This window comes from Acinetobacter soli (assembly GCF_000760595.1).
Classification (GTDB): Bacteria; Pseudomonadota; Gammaproteobacteria; order Pseudomonadales; family Moraxellaceae; genus Acinetobacter; species Acinetobacter soli.
Genome location: NZ_BBNM01000005.1, coordinates 237,927 through 256,224 on the forward strand (window position 1 = coordinate 237,927; position 18,298 = coordinate 256,224).

An 18,298-nucleotide genomic window follows, 5' to 3' on the forward strand; every position below is an offset into this window, starting at 1 on the left:
TCGCCCCTTCTAGCGTAGTCTGATGCAAACACCAGACACTCGCCCGTCTTCAGTTGTGAGAGACGTCATCGCGCGCACAACCGAAAAACAAGCCAAAATCGAATTAACGACGTAAACCTAATTCGCCGATCAAGCTTACATAACGACCGTGGTCTTTACCATTGAGGTAGTCAAGTAATTTACGACGTTGGTTAACCATACGGATGAGACCGCGACGGCTATGATGGTCGTGTTTGTGCTCTTTGAAGTGACCTTGCAAATCATTGATTTGAGCAGTCAAAAGTGCAACTTGAACTTCTGGTGAACCCGTGTCGTTTTCAGCACGTGCAAATTTAGCGATAATCGCTGCGCGATCTGCGTTTGTTAAAGCCATTCGATTTCTCCGAGATGCTTAAAAAAACAAATAAAATGATAAAAATCAAAAATATTATCTAAAAAGATAGCATTTCTTGACTGCCGTGCATCACTACAGCAGTTTGCCATTTTAAAGGATAAGACCGTAATTGACAATTCATAAATCAATTCAATACGGTGTGGCGGTGCTTATCAGTGGTATTAGTGTCTGAACAAGCTGGTCAAAAAAGACACTGACTTACCGTGTTATTCATTGCACACTGCCACTATAAAAAGAATGATCATGGGAATGACGTGAAACTATTATCAGCCAATACCTGCTACGTACCACCCGATATTCACAGCGTGATGCGTGCCCAGCATGAAAATGATGCCGCCTCTGGCGCAATGACTGCTGCACAGGTTCAGCGCATTTGGCACAGTGTCGAGCAGTTGTATAAAAGCGGTAATTATCCTCTGATTGGTTTTTGCCTGCGTCGCAACGGACATATTTTACTGAATCGAAGTTTGGGCTATGCACGCGGCAATACGGTTGATGGCTTGGCAAGTGATGCACAGATTGCAACGCCCGAAACACCGATTTGCCTGTTTTCTGCCTCAAAAATTGTCACGGCAATGCTGATCCATGTGCTCAATGAGCGTGGCCTGATTAATCTATTCGACCCGGTGAGTTATTACATCCCTGAATATGGCGTAAATGGTAAACGCCGCGCCACCATTTTTCATTTACTGGCACATCGGGGTGGTATTCCACGGCTTGAAACTGAAGTGACACCAGAATTGCTGTTCGATAAATCAGAGATTCTGGCACGATTATATCGCGCGAAGCCAGTATCGGCAGCGGGTACACATCTGGCTTATCATGCGGTCACTGCCGGCTATATATTGGGTGAGCTGATTGAACGTGTAACCGGACAGGATCTTCGGCAGTTTTTACATGAAACCATCGAAAAACCCATGCAAATGGCCTGTTTCAATTATGGTCTTGCGCCCGAGTGGCGTGATCGGGTTGCACTCAATGCCCCGACAGGCTTACACCCTCGCCTAGGTACAGATCACTACCTACAGCATGTACTTGGCGGCGGCTTACAACTGGCGGTGGACCTGACCAATGACACTCGTTTTATGGATACGGTATGCCCTGCGGGTAATATTTATACCAGTGCAGAGCAAGCAGGCCGTTTTTTTGAAATGTTGCTGAGCGGTGGACGATATCACGATCAGCAGATTCTCACGCCACAAACCGTGTTTCGTGCCACTTTACCCACCTCAGTGACCAGTCTAGATCGGACATTATTGGCACCGATGCGCTATGCATTAGGCCCTATGCTCGGCAGCAATCCAGTGGGGCTGTTTGGCCCGATGACAGGACAAGCCTTTGGCCATCTGGGATTTTCTAATATTTTATGCTGGGCCGATCCAGAGCGGGATATCAGTGTCTCGCTGCTGACTACAGGGAAATCTGTCATTGGTACACATTTACCTGCGCTGGGCAAATTGCTGTATCAAATCTCGATGCAGTGTCCTAAAGTTGCCAAAGATCAGCGTCGCTCATTATTTGGAAGCGATACCCACGAAACCAATATGGTGTAAAAAATAAAAAGCCCAAGCGGTGCTTGGGCTTTATGCGCTGTAATTTCTTATTCTGAACGATTGTTCTTGTATTTTGTTATTATCTGGAGAGTTTTCTTAGAACCCTTTTATTGATTATGGTCATTGTCCCTGACATGAACGAACTTCCTAACAAGTTCTATTCTGCCACATTTAATTATGAATAAAAGTAGTGATTTTCGTATCAGTATGTAAGCAAAAACGTACAGGTCTGTATATATCAGAAAACATAGCAGTTTTTCTAAATATAAATATGTAACTTGTTTTTTTTTGAAATGCCGGACATAAAAAAGCCTTGTAGTCTCTCCCAAAACTACAAGGCTTAGCGGCTGTAAGTTCCTCGTTTATCCTTACTTCACTGTAAGTTCGCTGTCTTCGACTTATTCTAATTTTTATGCGGTTTTTTCTTAGCATTCCTTGCTAAGTTTTTGTGCAGGAACATCATCTCAAAATATTGCTTCGGACTCTATAAGCTAATTTCTCGAATTCGTGTAAGCAATTTCGTACAGAGCTGTCTACTCCTTAGGTAAACTTACTAAAATGAAATCATTATTAATTTTTTCACTAAGCCACTTTTTCGAGCGGTGCGCTGTGTAAGTGATTGTAAAAAGGCCGCACGATCTACCAACAGGCTGACCACGTTTTTGGCGCGGGTAATGGCGGTATAAAGCAGCTCCTGACTCAGAATTTTTTCTGCGCTGGCATCAAACACAATTGCAGTATGTTTAAATTCGGAACCTTGAGATTTATGAATGGTCAATGCAAAGGCCGTTTGAATATTTTTGGGCAGTCGATTGGCTGCTACCCATTTGTCTAAACTTGGAAAATACACTTCAAACTGATCGGATTGTGTGCGGTGTCGAAAGCAAATACCGATATCACCATTCGACAACCCTAACTGATAGTCATTGTATGTCATCATGACTGGCCGGCCCAAATACCACCCTGCCACAGGTACAACCATTAATTGCGTGGTCAGCCAGTCTTCTGCAAAGCGGTTAATCTGATCAAGCCCAAATTTACCAAAACGAATGGCCACCAAAATCCGATAATCATCAAATGCCTGTATCACTTTTGCTAAATCAATAAAAGCGGCTTGCTCACGATACTGTTTGAGCGCATTGACATAAGGTACATAGCCTTGCATCAGTTGCAAATAATATGCAGTGGGCTCATGAAGCATTGAATCATTCAGATATTCGAGCTGAACCAGATCCGACATATTGTCGTGTAGCTGAATGGATTGAAGCGTTTGGGGTGATGCCACTTGCTGTTCAAACGCAGCTAAAATATCCTCAGCTGGCTTCGCATCCGAGAGATGTTGAATAAATCCAGCAAACTGACCAATTTTTGCCTCGGCATTAAAGCGTCGACTGGTCACCAGTTGCACGTGATTGTGTTTAAGCGCGGGCACTTGCTGCAAGTCGGCCAGTACCGCACCTACATCCACCGAAGCCAACTGTTTGGCATCTCCAAGTAAAATTAAACGACAATTTGCTGGAATCGCTTCGAACAACAGCGTCGCCAATTGCAAATCAAGCATCGATGCTTCATCGACCACCACCACATCATACGGCAGAGGTTGTTTGGCATGGTAACGGGGTCGCTGCTGGTGCCCCAAACCCAAAAGCCGATGCAGGGTTTGAGTCGACTGCTGTTGCAGCTCTTCGCTCAACAAACCGGATTCGAGCAGCTTAGGATCTTGAAAAGACGCCTGAAGCGCCTCTTGCATGCGCTGTGCCGCCTTACCGGTTGGGGCTGCCATCGCAATTCGGATATCGGGAATGGCCTGATTTAAAACCGCGATAATACGGGCCAAGGTGTAGGTTTTACCTGTTCCCGGCCCGCCTGTAATAATATTGAGCGCATGGTTTGCCACCATTTTCATGGCTGCCTGCTGGTGGGGATCAATGAGCAAATTGGTGTACGACGTCACGTCAACCGCTGATAGTTGCATCTGTGTTAAACGGTGTACTTGCGTGGCCAAACGCTGTTCGAGCGACCAATATCGATACAGCGCCAGCATCTCGTCGTCATAGACCATGGGGGCAACCGTCTGTGCTGCTTGGGATGCATGCACCGCAAACTTACCCAACTGCGCCAGATCTGACGAAGAAATCGCCAAACCGCTATCTCCTTGCAAACTTGCTTCAATTAATGCTTGCAACATGTCACGAATTTGTTCAGAATTGCGCTCCCTGAGATTGAACGGTGTCTGAACCAGATACTCACTCCACATTTTCAGCCACGCCAAATCCTTGTCTAGACTGATGTTTTGATTATCCACACAGTTATCCTCAAGCTTGTCCACACACTTATAAACACATTTATCCACAAAATAACCACCTGAATTTCAAGTTATTATTCAGATTTGTCACTTTTTTTGTCCATTTTATCCTCAGCAAAATATCCCAAGATCGCATCTAGACGCAAAATAAACTCGTTATCCGGTTTCCAGTAAAAATAGCCCTGATGGGCAGCACCAGTCATGCCTCGAAGATACAAATAAGTTGCCCCTCCTAAATGCTGCTCGATCTGGTAATGCTGCAATTTCACTTTTAAATAACGATGCAAAGCCACCAAGTACAGTGCGGCTTGCAGCCAGTAACTCGACTGGGTCATATTGTGCTGAATGGCTTGCGCCGAATAATCTTGCTGGTCGCCGCCCAAATAATTACTTTTATAATCGGCAATATGAAAATGCTGGCCATCGAAGTACATCAGATCGATTGATCCATTGAGGTAGCGCGCGGCATGCGCATCTAAAAAATCGGGCATATGAATGTCGTATTCGGCAAAAAGTTGCTGAATGCGACGCATGGCCAGCACACGATCAGATAACGCCAGATAAAACGGACACTCGCTTAAATACTGCCCTGCTTCAAGCTGATTCAACTGAAAACCCTGATGCAAGGGTGTGGTCGCCACATGCATGAGCCACTCGGTCAGCCATTGAAACAATAGTCCATCTTCACCATTGTGCTCAGGATAGGCCTCGGTGTATTGGCGATAGAGCTGCTCCCAAAGTGTACTGTAATCATTTTTAAAACGACGACGCAGCTCAATCGGCCATTCGTCTGGTTTTTTTAAATCAATATGTTCAAAAATTTCGTGCAGGAAATTTCCTGCTTGAGGCCCTTTTGGAAAATGCTGTTTAATCCACTCGAGTGGCAATTGAGTGGTTGTATTGAACGATACATTCAGATCACGTTCATCGTCGGCCTGTTGTTCGGGCACCTGAGTCAGCGCAAGTGTATCGGCATACAGCAAGGACGGCTTTAGATGCTGGGCCAAATAACTAAAACTGGTTTTGCCGCGCGGATAAAATCGCTGTGACGGTACGGGCTGCGCATATAGACGATAGGTTTGCTGCTGCGCGGCGCGATGTAATGCCGGTGGGCATTGTGGCTCACACGGTTCATCCATGCTGTAGGGATGAAAAAATGCCTCTCCCTGATGTTTCCAGTACGCCAGTGCATCTTGCGATTTTGCCTGAGCATCTTGCATAACTGCATAGACCCGATGACTGGCGCGGGTTAATGCCACATACCATAAACGGTTTTGTTCGGCTTTAGCCCGATCACTATGTTGCTGCTGTGCTCTTTCGGTTAAACGTGCTTTATCGGCAATCGAAACCAATCGGCGTTGCTGCAATGCGCCAGTCTCTGGGTCTGGCACCGTCAACTCGGAAAAATTCAGCCCTGTACTTTGCTCCCTAAACGGCTTGTCTGCGCCGAGTAAAAACACCACCTTAAACTCAAGTCCTTTAGACTGATGGATGGTCATGAGCTGCACACCGGCATCACTTGAAAGCTTGCGTTCTAGTTCCCATTCGCGCTCACTGGGTGAAGTGAGCTGTTTCAGATACCAATGGTAAAGGTTCTGGGCACCGGCATAACGCTCGCTGTGCTGAGTTAAAAGTTCACCCAAATGGCGGACATTCACCACTGCACGCTCGTTGTCACGGCGCTGGATTTTGACCAGATTCTGCCATACCTGAAACACGGCCAGTGCGTGTTGCCATGCGGGTAAAAACCCCTGATGCATCCAGATTTCACGCACAGCATCAAACTGAGTCATATATTGGCTCAATCCCGATGCCTGCTGCTGCAATTGCTGCAAGGTGCTTAAATCCAGTCCAATCATGCGCCCAAGCAATGCCCGTTTGACTTTGGCTTCATCGTAAGGATGTAAAATAGCGGTGAGAAATGCAGCCACATCGTGTGCCAGTGCATGATCAAATACACTGCGGCGTGACGGTCGGTTCACTTTAATTCCCAAATACTCAAGTCTGGCCTGAACATCATCCAGTCCTTTATGGTTTTTGGAAATGACCGCGATATCATCGCTAATCAATCCACGCTGCTGATCAGGTTCGTCTAAATACAACTCTCCACGATGGGCCTGATTGAGTAGCGCACGGATTTTCCAGCTTACCTGCTCAGCCTCACGATTTTTATCTTCCAGCATCAGCCAGCGTAATGGAGCCGGATTATGTTGCCCCTGATCGATTAATGCAGGATGCGCACGCTGCCCGGCTTCAATAGAATCATAAAGTACCTGTTCGCCAAAATCGGGCTGTCGTTGAAAAAGTGCATCGACCACCTCGACCAGCGGTCTGACTGAGCGATGGTTATTCACCAGTTTGTAGTTGCGTCCCTGCTTGCGCATGATGTCTTGATGGGCATTTAAAAATGTCAGCATGTCGCCGCCACGAAAGCCATAAATCGCTTGCTTTCGATCGCCCACCATAATCATGCAGCCGTTTTGATAACGCTGCGGATGGCGCCAGATACTGGCCAGCATGTCATCTTGATCCTGATTGGTGTCTTGAAATTCGTCGACCAAAATAAGTGGATAACGTGACTGCACATACTGGGCAAAGCGTTGCCCTTGCTCGCCTTTAAGCGCTTCAGAGAGCGTCCGGATCTGCTGTGAAAATGTGGTTTCTCCCTTCTCTTGCAACACTTCGGGTAAACGATTTTTCACCTCATGACACAAATAAGCCTTTAAATGATGATGCAACTGGGTAAATTGTTGTTCGTGATCTTTTAAGCATTGCAGCACCTCGACCAGAGCGAGTACCGCTGGATGCTGATAAAAACCGTCACTGATGGCCACGGAACATTTTTTAAAAATTTTATTTTGATGATATTTTTCTAAAAATTTATATGCGGCTTCACGCGCCGACCCAAGATATGCTTCAAAGATGCTCAAATCGGGTTGTTCAAGTGCTTGGAGCAATTGCGGCAGGTCACGACAAAATAAGGTATGAAAGGCATCATTACGAAAAGAAGTGCCATTGATGAAGCCATAAAACTCTCCGTCTCGTGCCGTGTAAGCCAAGAGATCATCAAGCTGAATGGACTGTGCTTGCCGAAGTTGTGCATAAAAATATTCAACATCCAGTTGCGGTGCCGCATAGGGATCAAACTGGGCAGAGCTAAAATTGAGTGCCTGTTCGACTACATCGACAAAAACATCTATCTGTTTAAGCGCACCAATATTATATAAACCATCAATAATCGCCTGTGGCTGGGCATTGATCCATGCACGCAGAACATCATGAATCAGTTGGCGGGTATAGCGCTTGGCATCGTCGGTAATTGCCGCTGCCTCAATTTTGCCACTTTCAAACGCAAATTCTCGTAACAGCTTTTGGCTAAAACTGTCCAATGTACCAACAAAAAGTTCATCGAGCTGATCCAATACCAGTTTTAAGCGCTCAGCCGCATAGCCCATACGCGGTGCGAATTGCTTCAAAATATGCTGTAGCAATGGATCTGCTTCTTGCTCAGCACGCTGTATGACTTCTTGCTCTGTGAAACCCAGAGACGCGTTCAGCACACTATAGACGTGCTGAACACGCAAACGGATTCGTGTCTTAAGCTCTGCCGCAGCAGCACGGGTAAACGTGGTGGCAATCACCTGCTTAGGTAAATAGCGCTCTAGGAAAATGCGGACCATCAGGCTCGACAAGGTATAGGTTTTTCCAGTGCCGGCAGACGCTTCAATTAAATGCAGACCTGAAAATTCAATTTCTGTAATCGGTTGATAAGACGTTTTTGAGCTTAATGGCATGTCTTACTCCAGACGCAAATACTGAAAAATAGGGGCATAGAGTGCATATGAATAGCGGTTCATCGCATCTTTGAGTAATGCAGTGCTATCTTGCTGATCAAGTATAAATGCCCAATCTCGATGGCCTTGGCTGCTTTCATCTTGACGGATATCCAGATTGACATAGGCTTTGGCGTCTTGCCACGCGTTCAACAGGCTTTTCAGGTCCTGCTCGTCGAGCAGCATTTCGCCCTGCTCTGTGGCAGACCAATGATGGCTTTTCTCTTTTTCTAGCGCTTTGAGTATTAATGCCGCTGGCAACACCACAGGCTGTGTAGCGCCATAATGCCACATCGCCAGCCACTGATCTAAGTAGTGCTTGGCCTGCTCGGCATTCAGACCTTCGCAAATTACGGTTTTATCGCTAAATACCACAATGCGTCGTAAGGTTTTTGCGGCTGCACCCTGCTGACCAAATGCCAACCAGATTAAGTACTCAAGCCATACACATGCCATGCGTTTGGCCCGTGCACTCGAGGCCTCCATACTCACCCAGTCGCTACGGCTATCGAGCGGAACCGTGATATTCATGTGCAACTGTTTGCTAAGGCGCCAGATGGTTTGCGTGGTACGACTTACAGAAGGTGCATAGTTCTGTAACCGCGCCAGCAAACGTGCTTGTTCGGCGCTGCTTTGTTGCCATGCACTGTACATGATTTTGCCGACTGGTAACTGGTCTTGCAGCAATTCTAATGGCGCCGTGTGATCATGCTCATATAAAAACTGGCGGATAGAATAACGCCCCAGTCCATCTAAAAACAACGGTTCGGTCTGCTCAAATTGTTCGGCCAAGGCAATATTATCGACACCCAAGTGCTTCAAATACAACCGTGCAGGAAAGGTGACATCGGCCATCCACTGGCGGCTATCGACAACGCGCAATTCCTGATCTAAGGCGGGCTGCAAGGTGTTCACCCATGGTTGAACCGTTCCTTCAGGCTGTTGCACCTGCTGTGCTACGCGGTACCAGTGATCTCGATAACGCTGCGGTGCAGTGTCATTGGCATAGCCGAGTGGGTCAAAGGGCTGCAAAGGATGAACATGGTAAATCGGCCAGAGGCGCTCAGGCACATCCAGCTGCTTGAGCCATTGCTGCTGCTCTGCAATATATGGATTAAGCGCTACTGCTTCCTCTGCACACGGTGCATCTGCCACAATTAAGGCCAAATGCGCTTTGAATTCCTGCACAATACTCGATGGATCGCGTACCTCACCATCACTCACATCAAAGCCATTATAAAACAACCACAAGGCTGATTTTGCCAATACCACGGCATCTAAAAAGGCACCCTGATCATCCTCCAAACGTGAACGATCCCCCAGTTGCTGGCGCAGTTGCTCCATTAAATCAAAAGGAATATGGGTCTCTCGGTTTGGAAACTTGCCCGTGTCCAGATTCAGCATCACCACCAGTGCATAAGGGAGCGGTCGAATCTGACCGATCTGGCTAAAGGTAATCTGTCCGGTCGGTTCGGCTTGTGAAGACTGATTTTCCAAAGTACGTTGAATTTCATCAAGCAAGTAAGGCAGCGGTAGCGCAATATCGCGTAAACCATGTGTGCCTTTATCGCCATAGAAACTGGCCAAGGTCACCATTCGTTCTTGTTTTTTTATAATGTCCCGAGCCGTTTTTAAAGCCATCACACCGGCCTGCTCAAAGGCAGTGACATCCTCCATCAGCAATTGAAGCCACGCTTCAACCGAACGTTTCTCGTGTTGTTCATGTGCGGTTCGCCATTTTCTTCGCGTATGCAAATCTTGATAAATCTGAATCAGCACGCCGATCAGTTCAAAGTCATCAGGAGCGATATCGCTAAAACTTAAGGTCTGCTCAAACAATACATGTGCCGGAATGGCGATTCCGAGTGCCAGTCGATCAAGCGCGAACTTAAAGCTATAACGATGGTCGTGATCGTCTGGACTTAAACTCTGCTGTAAATGTTCAGCGTCGAAACCACGTTTAAAACCAGCCTGTTCAAGTAGACTGAGTATGCGACGAATTTGGCTATCTTCAAGGGCATAGTACTGCTGCGTTGCTGATAAACTCAGCCAATCGGCAAATTCGTCAAATTCAAAACGTCCATGCAGTAAATTGATCCGCCCGACCACAGCCTGCCATGCATTTAATACATCGAGCTGGGCCACGCCTGCAATTTTAATCGGCAAAAACACCGTATCTTCGGTAGGGGTTGCAGGAAAAACCGCGCGGATCGCTGGCTCGATTTCTTTAATGTTGGGAACCAGCACCAAAATATCGTTTAAACGACGAGGGCCATGCGAGGTGTCGGCCAGCCAGCGAATGAGTTCATCACGCAAAACTTCCAGTTGCCGTAAGCTTGAATGGCAAACATGAAACTGAATCGAGCGATCGTTGGGTGCGAGAGAATATTGATTGGCGACAGGCTCGGCCAAATTTAAAATATCGGACTGGATCTGCCCCAGCAATGTGTTTGGAAACTCATCGACAAATGCATCGACCCACTGTCCTTCATCTCCCGACGATAAATTGGCCAACAGACTAAAATGGTCACGCGCCTGCTTGCCCCAACGGGTGAGTAAGGGATGGCGAGACTCACGTGCTTCAGCGTTAAAATGCAAGGTAAATTGATCAAAAAATTGTGCAATGTCTGCATCACTTGCCTGTGGGTTTTTCTCGATAAATCGGGATTTCACACGTACATCGTACTGCTGTTTCCACAGAGGATCGACACTATCTGCCCAGTATTCCTGAGAAGGATTGTAGTGCAAAATAAAAATATCAATGTATTGCCCCAAACGGCGCAAAAACTGTAATTGCATCGGCGGCAAATCCAGCACGGTAAATACAACCACTTGCTTAGGCAAACGCTGCAAGGCAGTTTCACGGCTCTGTGCCCCATCTAAGAGTTGCCAAAATAAGTCGTCAATGTGCAGGATATCCAGATAATCCTGATGAAAGTGGTTTTGCCATAACCAACGTTGCCATGCCTCTAAATCTTGCGCGTGCTGGAACTGAAACGCCGAAATCTCTTGGCGGGCTTGCCCCATCAGTTGCTCGATATCCAGCGCCCGATTCTCTCCCCATGCACTGAGCCAGTTTGTGGCACAGGTACAAGGGCCGCTACAGTTTTTCTGGCAATACCCGCGATAGGTCATGTAATGACCAAATAGCTGCGATACCTGTTCGGCCACCCAGTACAGCATTTTTTGTTTCTTCTGTTGCTGTTGATCGACTTGTTGTAATTGATCTGCACTGGTATAGATTCGATCGACCAGTGAATAGGCCGGATGCTCAGGCGATAAGGTCATGTGAGCTGACTGAATCAGAGGATTAAGCGCCTGAAACACACGCCACTTTAAAATAAGGCGTGGAATATTGGCTTTACGTACCTGATCTTTATGTTCAGTCAACACTTGCTGATAGACAAACCACTGGAATCCGCGGATACGCTGATGAAATTGATAATTAGCGGTAATCCCTTGCAATTCCGAGAGTTTTTCGGTCAACCACTGCTGCACGGCCGCGCTTGGCACAATGAAATGCTGAGTTTCAAGTACATCAAATGGATTCTGGCTCGGCTGCTGCACAGATTGCCACACCCCTTGAAGCAAAACATCGATACGCTGACTTTGTATTACATGAATCGCCATGTAGCCCTTACCTTTGTAAATCGCAGTTTTTTATGCACAAAATCATAAAGATTCGTCACTATACATCGTTGGCGAACTATGTCACGTTTGCTATGTGTATAAAAATTTGAGTCATCCTCAAAAAAAATGTTTGAATAACAGCAAAGGACCACATTGAGTATAAATCCATGAAAATTGAGAATATCCCAGATTCAATTGATCCAAGTTTAAACCTTGAAGCCGTTCGTGACGAATGTCTGGAAATGGTCAAAAAGCGTGCCTATTTTTCCGCTGGCGCCGCCGTCGTTCCTATTCCATTTTTTGATGTCGTGATTGATATCGGCATTTTGTCACAAATTATTCCCGATATCAGCGCTCGCTTCGGTTTATCTCCCGACCATATTACGGTTTATGATCCAGAAACCAAACAGATTCACTGGAACGAATTACGTAAACGCGGCTTCGAATTTTCGGGCCTGGTTGTCGCACGTACCGCAGTCAAAAAGTCACTCAATGGCGTGATCGGAAAAGTATTGACCAAGCAAGTGACCAAATTTATTCCGCTTGGTGGCCAGATCGTCGCTGCGAGCTTGGGCTATATCGTGATGAAAAAAGTCGCCGAAGCGCATGTCCAAGAATGTTATCATCTGGCGAAACGTATTCAGCAAAAAAGCACGACCGCAGCTGTTTAATGATCATTTAAAAGGCACCTTGTGTGCCTTTTATCTGCCTGATTTAAAAAAACAAGTTGTATATTTGACCAACGCGTATCTATACATCATTTGACTTTTCACATAAATTTTAAGTTTTTTTAAAGATTGTCTACTTACTATCCATCACACGATGACAAACAAACTATGGAGAGTCGTTGTGGAACATGGACAATCAACATCCCGTATACGTGCCATTTTTAACGTAACAAGTGGTAACTTTCTCGAACAATACGATTTTTTCCTGTTTGGTTTGTACGCTAAAGCCATTGGCGAAACGTTTTTCCATTCCGACAGCAGTTACGCTGCACTCATGAAAACCTTTTTGGTCTTTGCGGTCAGTTTCTTGATGCGCCCGATTGGTGCACTGGTACTGGGTCCGTATGTAGATCGTATTGGTCGGCGTAAAGGCCTCATGGTGACTTTAAGCATCATGGCGGTTGGCTCACTGATTATTGCCCTTACACCTGGCTATGCCACCATTGGTTTTGCCGCGACGGTACTGATCTTTGCCGGACGTTTGGCACAAGGCTTTTCTGCTGGCGTAGAACTGGGCGGTGTTTCGGTTTACTTATCCGAGATTGCAGAGCCCCATAATCGTGGCTTTATTACCAGTTGGCAGTCTGCTAGTCAGCAAGTGGCGGTTATTTTTGCAGCCACATTAGGTTATGTGGTGAGTCTGGTCTTTACCAAGACACAAGTGGCCGACTGGGCATGGCGAATTCCATTTTTTGTGGGCTGCGCCATCATTCCGTTTATTTTCTGGTTGCGTAAATCCTTAACAGAAACCGAAGCATTTGCTTCACGCACCGAACATCCAACCACTGCCCAGATTATGTCTACGCTGGCCGCGAATTGGAAAATTGTACTGACTGGCATGTGTATGGTTGCTACCACCACCACCATGTTTTATTTCATTACCGTTTACACGCCAACCTACGGCAAAGAAGTGCTGCATCTGACCAGTGCAGAAAGCTTATTGGCAACCGTAATGGTGGGTGCAAGTAACTTTATTCTGCTCCCAATTGGTGGCTATTTATCGGATAAAATCGGCCGAAAACCGCTATTGATTGCAACCACGACGCTGATCTTTGTCACGGCTTATCCGCTTTTGAGCTGGTTAACTCAAAATATCAGTCTGTCACACATGCTGGTGTCTTTGCTGTGGCTGTCATTGTTGTATAGTTTTTACAACGGTGCACTGGTGGTGTCTTTGACTGAAATGATGCCAAGCTCAGTTCGAATTGCAGGTTTTTCTGTTGCGTACAGTCTGGCAACTTCGGTGTTTGGTGGCCTCACCCCGATGATTGCGACTTATCTGGTCGAACAAAGTGGCAGCAAAAGCATGCCCGCCTTTTGGCTCATGTTTGCCGCAATTATCAGTTTGATTGCGACGCTCATTGTGTTTCGTCAGCGTCAGTCACGCAGCGAGCCCAAAGCGCCACTCGGTGCACAATTGGCTCGACAAAACACGGGGAAACTGATGAATCAAACGACTTAAGTTGGTAAGTTTGCTGTATTAAAAACCACCGCTTCAGGTGGTTTTTAAGCATTTAAGAATCGTTTTTAATACCTTGATCCGAGCGCTATATTTGTCATCTGTAGCAATAATGGTCCAAGGCGCTGCATCGGTGCTGGTGCGCTCAAACATATCGGCCGCCGCATTTAAATATTCATTCCATTTTTCTCGATTGCGCCAGTCATCTTCGGTAATTTTAAAGCGTTTGTGTGGTGTTTTTTCCCGAGCATGAAAACGCTGTTCTTGCTCATCTTTACTGATCGATAACCAGATTTTAATAATAACTGTCTGACTGTCGATCAGGTCTTTTTCAAAGCGGTTGATCTCATCGTAAGCGCGTTGCCACTCACGTTCGTTGGCAAAATTTTCTACCCGCTCTACCAAAACGCGCCCATACCAACTACGGTCAAAGATTCGAATATCACTACAATTTTCAAGCTTGGTCCAAAACCGCCACAAATACGGATGGCGTAATTCGTATTTCTCGGGTGCACTAATGGTAAAAATATCGTATTCGCGCGGATCGAGCCGTTTGACGATGCGTTTAATTGCCCCACCTTTACCCGCAGCATCCATACCTTCAAATACCACCATCACATGACGCTCATCATAACGTAGCGCCTCAGCCACTCTGCGTGTCAGTTTTTTGAGTTTTTTCTTGTATTGATCATGCTCAAGCGCGTCTGACTCTGGATGTAGCAACAGGTCTGGTACAAGCGCCTGAGTCCAGTTGATTGTGCCCTGATCTGGATGTTCAGGCAAATCCTGCATGGCATGTAAGATCGATTCAGCAAAAAGCTGATCACGCTTGGTTTTGTCTTCGCCGTCAATCACAATCCAGTCATCGCTAAAGCGTTTTCGTAGCTTTTGGATATTGTCGTACTGCTTTTTATTGCGCCAGTCTAACCCGTGAAGTTTGTGCCAGCGCCGTTCTGAAACATCAATATCATCTAAGCGTTTTTGTAATGATTTCCAAGACAAGTCAAACCAGACCTTGACCACATCGACCTGATTATTTTTTAAATCCTGCTCAAATGCCTGCATATTTTTGACATAGGCATCAAATAAAGTATCGTCCAGTGGCTTGGACACATGCATGGCGGTACTCAGCAAATCACTGTACCAGTTACCAAACATCACCACGATCTGTCCCTCGCCCGGAATAAATGAAGCATACGGCTGCCAAAACGGTTGATTAACATTCAGCACATGCGGCGGATCTGCCTTGACACGTAAATAGCGCGGATCGACCCATTCACGAAGTTGTTTAACTGCTTCTCCTTTGCCTGCAAGCTCAATCCCACTGACCAGTACCAGCACGCTTTTTGCATTTTTTTTGCCCCAACTATTTTTCAGGGCGTACTGTGCCTCAATTAAATCTAAAGACAATCGGTTGGGATTTTTGTGTTTATTTTCTACGAATGAATGAGGATGATTCATAGCCTTTCTCTATTTATTCTATCGTTTAGTTTGCTTTCATATTATTCTAGTTTAGCTGGCAATAAAACCTAGATAGATGATCTTGAATCATTTGATTGGATCACAAGACAATTAATTCTATTTATTTTCATATTAAAAATCAAAATCATAGTTTAAAAGAATTTTATAATAAGGCTATTTTTTCTATGCTTGGCTGAATGAATAGACTTAAATATTGAAAAAACTTTCCAAAAAAAAGCACACCCAAGTGTACTTTTTTAACCACTTCCGAAACAATAGTTAAAGTTATCAGTTAAGACGAATGAGTAGGATCAGACAGTGTCTGACAGCTCTCTCCTTTCCATGATAAGCGCTCAGCTTTATATTTTTGATCAAAATCGATGCGAAGCTGACAACGCTGATAATGATTTGTATCAGGTAAACGAACATCTAATACATAGTTCCAAGTTTTTACACCAAAAAGACCTTCGCTAAATTGTGGATTGCCTAATAAATTTCTAATTTGATCTTTATCAAGACCAACATCTAAACGCCTAATATCATTTACGTCATAACGCAATACTTGTTTAAGATAACTTTTACTTAGATCAGGAAAAGTGATCTGTTCTTTGTTTGGCAATGGTTCAGCTGCTGTCACCGACATCATGAAGCCCAACATTATAGTGAACATAAACGTTCTTTTGATTTGCATAGCTTTTGTTCTCTTTAATATTTTTCATAGAAGATAGAAGAGAGGTTGAGTATTTTCAACCTCTCGTTGAGCACCTATAAAATTAGTCAATTACACCACTAATACCAACGCGGAAACTTGTATCACCTTGTGAACCCGCAGCTACACCACCCGTAATTGCCCAACGGCCATTATCAGCAGTTCTTCTCAAAGTAGCACCTACCGCGTTTTCTCCGCCATGATATGCTGCACCAACTGCATAAGTGAGTTTTCCTGCGACAAATGGTGCTGCTTCTAATGCCATAGCAGATGCAATTCCTGCATTTGCTCTTTTCTCTACATCATCAATTCTTTGGTTGGTCGTATAGAATGCTTGTTGTAATTGATCTCCTAAATTCGTAATACGGTTACTCAACGATTTATCCGCATCGTTGAGTGCGCCAACAGCGTCACCAACATTATTATACGAAGCGTCACCTACTTTATAACTTGGCGCTACAAATCCACCATTATCGTATTTGGCACCGCCTCCTAATGAAGTTGCAATATATTGATTGGTCTTATTTAATTGTGCGCCATTTATTGCATCATTCGATGATGCAGTAATCGCACCATCAGCTACACCAGTTACCACACGATCACCAGCAGTACCTGATACATTTACGCGTGAACCGCCAGTATTTTTCGCAACGGTAATATCTGCATTAGCATTTGTTTGTTGGACTAAGCCCACTGTACCGTTATTAATATTATTTCTAATATCATTAATCTCAGTAGTATTAGTTGTAATTTGACTTTGTAAATTATCACGGACATCTGCAAGCTGACCACCATTCACAGCATCTTTTGAACCAACTGCTACATTACCATTTGCTACATTGTTAATTTTAGTGCCATTGATTCCTGCTAATGTGACAGAATCTTTATTAATCGAACCATCAGTATTTTTATCGTATTGCACCGCTGAATTGGACAATTGATTGACATTTGAATTCACTGACGTGATCGCACTATCTAACTGCGCTTTATTTACAGCATCGGCAGCATTCACACCGTTGGCAACACCAGTAATTTTTTGATTACCTGCATTAATTCCCTGCGTTGTCACACTTGCACCACCCGCAATGGTTAACCCCGTACTGCTAAGTTGAGTATTGCCTATGCTTACTCCAGCGTTGTTTATAACAGTATTACCCGTCGTTACACTATTAAGTACAATATCCTTGTTTAAATTAACTTTAATATTGCCTTCGTTATCTGTAGTACTAGTTTGAGCCACGCTCAGGTTCTCATCACCAACAAAGTTAACTTTTCCATTTGGCTTGATTTGCTTACTCGATGAAACATCATTATTTGCAGAAAGTGTCCATCCCGCATTTGCAGCAGTATTAATACGACTAATCGCCCCGTCAATTGTCGCCTGACCTGTGCCACCAATGTTACTCGTGGTCAGTGCACCTGTCGCGGTGTCTATCGTCGTGGTACCACCGATAATGTTCTTCACATTATTCGCTGCACCGTACAACTGACTGCCGTTAATCGCATCGGTAGAATTGGCTTTAATTTGACCTGCATTTACATTGGTTAATGTCACTGGCGTCGTTGAACCAACACCACCTAATGTCACTTTATCTTTGATCGATGGATCATCATATTTTACTGCTGCATTGTCTGTTGCTTGCGCAGCTGTTTGAACTGCGTCTAACTGCGCTTTATTTACAGCATCGGCAGCATTCACACCGTTGGCAACACCGGTAATTTTTTGATTACCTGCATTAATTCCCTGCGTTGTCACACTTGCACCACCCGCAATGGTTAACCCCGTACTGCTAAGTTGAGTATTGCCTATGCTTACTCCAGCGTTGTTTATAACAGTATTACCCGTCGTTACACTATTAAGTACAATATCCTTGTTTAAATTAACTTTAATATTGCCTTCGTTATCTATAGTACTGGTTTGAGCCACGCTCAGGTTCTCATCACCAACAAAGTTAACTTTTCCATTTGGCTTGATTTGCTTACTCGATGAAACATCATTATTTGCAGAAAGTGTCCATCCCGCATTTGCAGCAGTATTAATACGACTAATCGCCCCGTCAATTGTCGCCTGACCTGTGCCACCAATGTTACTCGTGGTCAGTGCACCTGTCGCGGTGTCTATCGTCGTGGCACCACCGATAACGTTCTTCACATTATTCGCTGCACCGTACAACTGACTGCCATTGATTGCTTCGGTTGATGTCGATGTCACTGCGCCAGCGGCAA

At 45.1% G+C, this 18,298-nt stretch carries 9 protein-coding genes and 1 pseudogene; 3 read left to right on the plus strand and 7 right to left on the minus strand.

Going from position 1 to position 18,298, the window contains the following annotated elements:
* Positions 1–103: 103 nt before the first annotated feature.
* Positions 104–373, minus strand: a complete 270-nt coding sequence (gene rpsO / locus Aso01_RS08425) for a 30S ribosomal protein S15 (protein ID WP_004920392.1) — start codon at positions 371–373, stop codon at positions 104–106.
* A 275-nt stretch (positions 374–648) separates the two neighbouring features.
* Between rpsO and Aso01_RS08430 the strand changes: the two genes are divergently transcribed.
* Entirely contained in the window at positions 649–1,947 is a 1,299-nt protein-coding gene (locus Aso01_RS08430) for a serine hydrolase domain-containing protein (protein ID WP_004932552.1), read from the plus strand.
* A gap of 553 nt (positions 1,948–2,500) precedes the next feature.
* Here the strand turns inward: Aso01_RS08430 and recD are convergent.
* The 3 genes from recD to Aso01_RS08445 form a co-directional block, all read right to left on the minus strand.
* Positions 2,501–4,252: an exodeoxyribonuclease V subunit alpha gene (gene recD / locus Aso01_RS08435; RefSeq protein ID WP_370736354.1), complete on the minus strand. Its 1,752-nt coding sequence runs from the start codon at positions 4,250–4,252 to the stop codon at positions 2,501–2,503.
* Between the two features lie 74 nt (positions 4,253–4,326).
* Positions 4,327–8,046: a UvrD-helicase domain-containing protein gene (locus tag Aso01_RS08440; protein WP_004932545.1), complete on the minus strand. Its 3,720-nt coding sequence runs from the start codon at positions 8,044–8,046 to the stop codon at positions 4,327–4,329.
* A gap of 3 nt (positions 8,047–8,049) precedes the next feature.
* Positions 8,050–11,715 (minus strand): exodeoxyribonuclease V subunit gamma, encoded by a 3,666-nt coding sequence (locus Aso01_RS08445; protein WP_004932542.1) that lies wholly within the window; start codon positions 11,713–11,715, stop codon positions 8,050–8,052.
* A gap of 167 nt (positions 11,716–11,882) precedes the next feature.
* On the opposite strand from Aso01_RS08445, the gene Aso01_RS08450 reads away from it, so the two are divergent.
* Positions 11,883–12,386, plus strand: a complete 504-nt coding sequence (locus Aso01_RS08450) for a hypothetical protein (protein WP_004932539.1) — start codon at positions 11,883–11,885, stop codon at positions 12,384–12,386.
* A 178-nt stretch (positions 12,387–12,564) separates the two neighbouring features.
* Complete coding sequence (locus Aso01_RS08455) at positions 12,565–13,905, plus strand: MFS transporter (protein ID WP_004932536.1); 1,341 nt, start codon at positions 12,565–12,567, stop codon at positions 13,903–13,905.
* Between the two features lie 33 nt (positions 13,906–13,938).
* On the opposite strand, the gene pap is transcribed toward Aso01_RS08455, so the two are convergent.
* The 3 genes and pseudogenes from pap to Aso01_RS08470 form a co-directional block, all read right to left on the minus strand.
* On the minus strand, positions 13,939–15,363 hold the full coding sequence (gene pap / locus Aso01_RS08460; RefSeq protein ID WP_004932533.1) for a polyphosphate:AMP phosphotransferase: 1,425 nt from the start codon (positions 15,361–15,363) through the stop codon (positions 13,939–13,941).
* Between the two features lie 316 nt (positions 15,364–15,679).
* Positions 15,680–16,009: pseudogene (gene bamE / locus Aso01_RS08465) on the minus strand (outer membrane protein assembly factor BamE domain-containing protein); the annotation flags it as partial.
* 127 nt (positions 16,010–16,136) lie between these two features.
* On the minus strand, positions 16,137–18,298 hold a 2,162-nt coding region (locus Aso01_RS08470; RefSeq protein ID WP_171150032.1), incomplete at its 5' end, for a YadA-like family protein.

What these genes read in the sequence shown, in the direction of transcription:
- rpsO (WP_004920392.1), bottom strand. Translation starts at nt 373, where the DNA reads ATGGCTTTAACAAACGCAGATCGCGCAGCGATTATCGCTAAATTTGCA.
- Aso01_RS08440 (WP_004932545.1), bottom strand. Translation starts at nt 8,046, where the DNA reads ATGCCATTAAGCTCAAAAACGTCTTATCAACCGATTACAGAAATTGAA.
- Aso01_RS08445 (WP_004932542.1), bottom strand. Translation starts at nt 11,715, where the DNA reads ATGGCGATTCATGTAATACAAAGTCAGCGTATCGATGTTTTGCTTCAA.
- Aso01_RS08450 (WP_004932539.1), top strand. Translation starts at nt 11,883, where the DNA reads ATGAAAATTGAGAATATCCCAGATTCAATTGATCCAAGTTTAAACCTT.
- pap (WP_004932533.1), bottom strand. Translation starts at nt 15,363, where the DNA reads ATGAATCATCCTCATTCATTCGTAGAAAATAAACACAAAAATCCCAAC.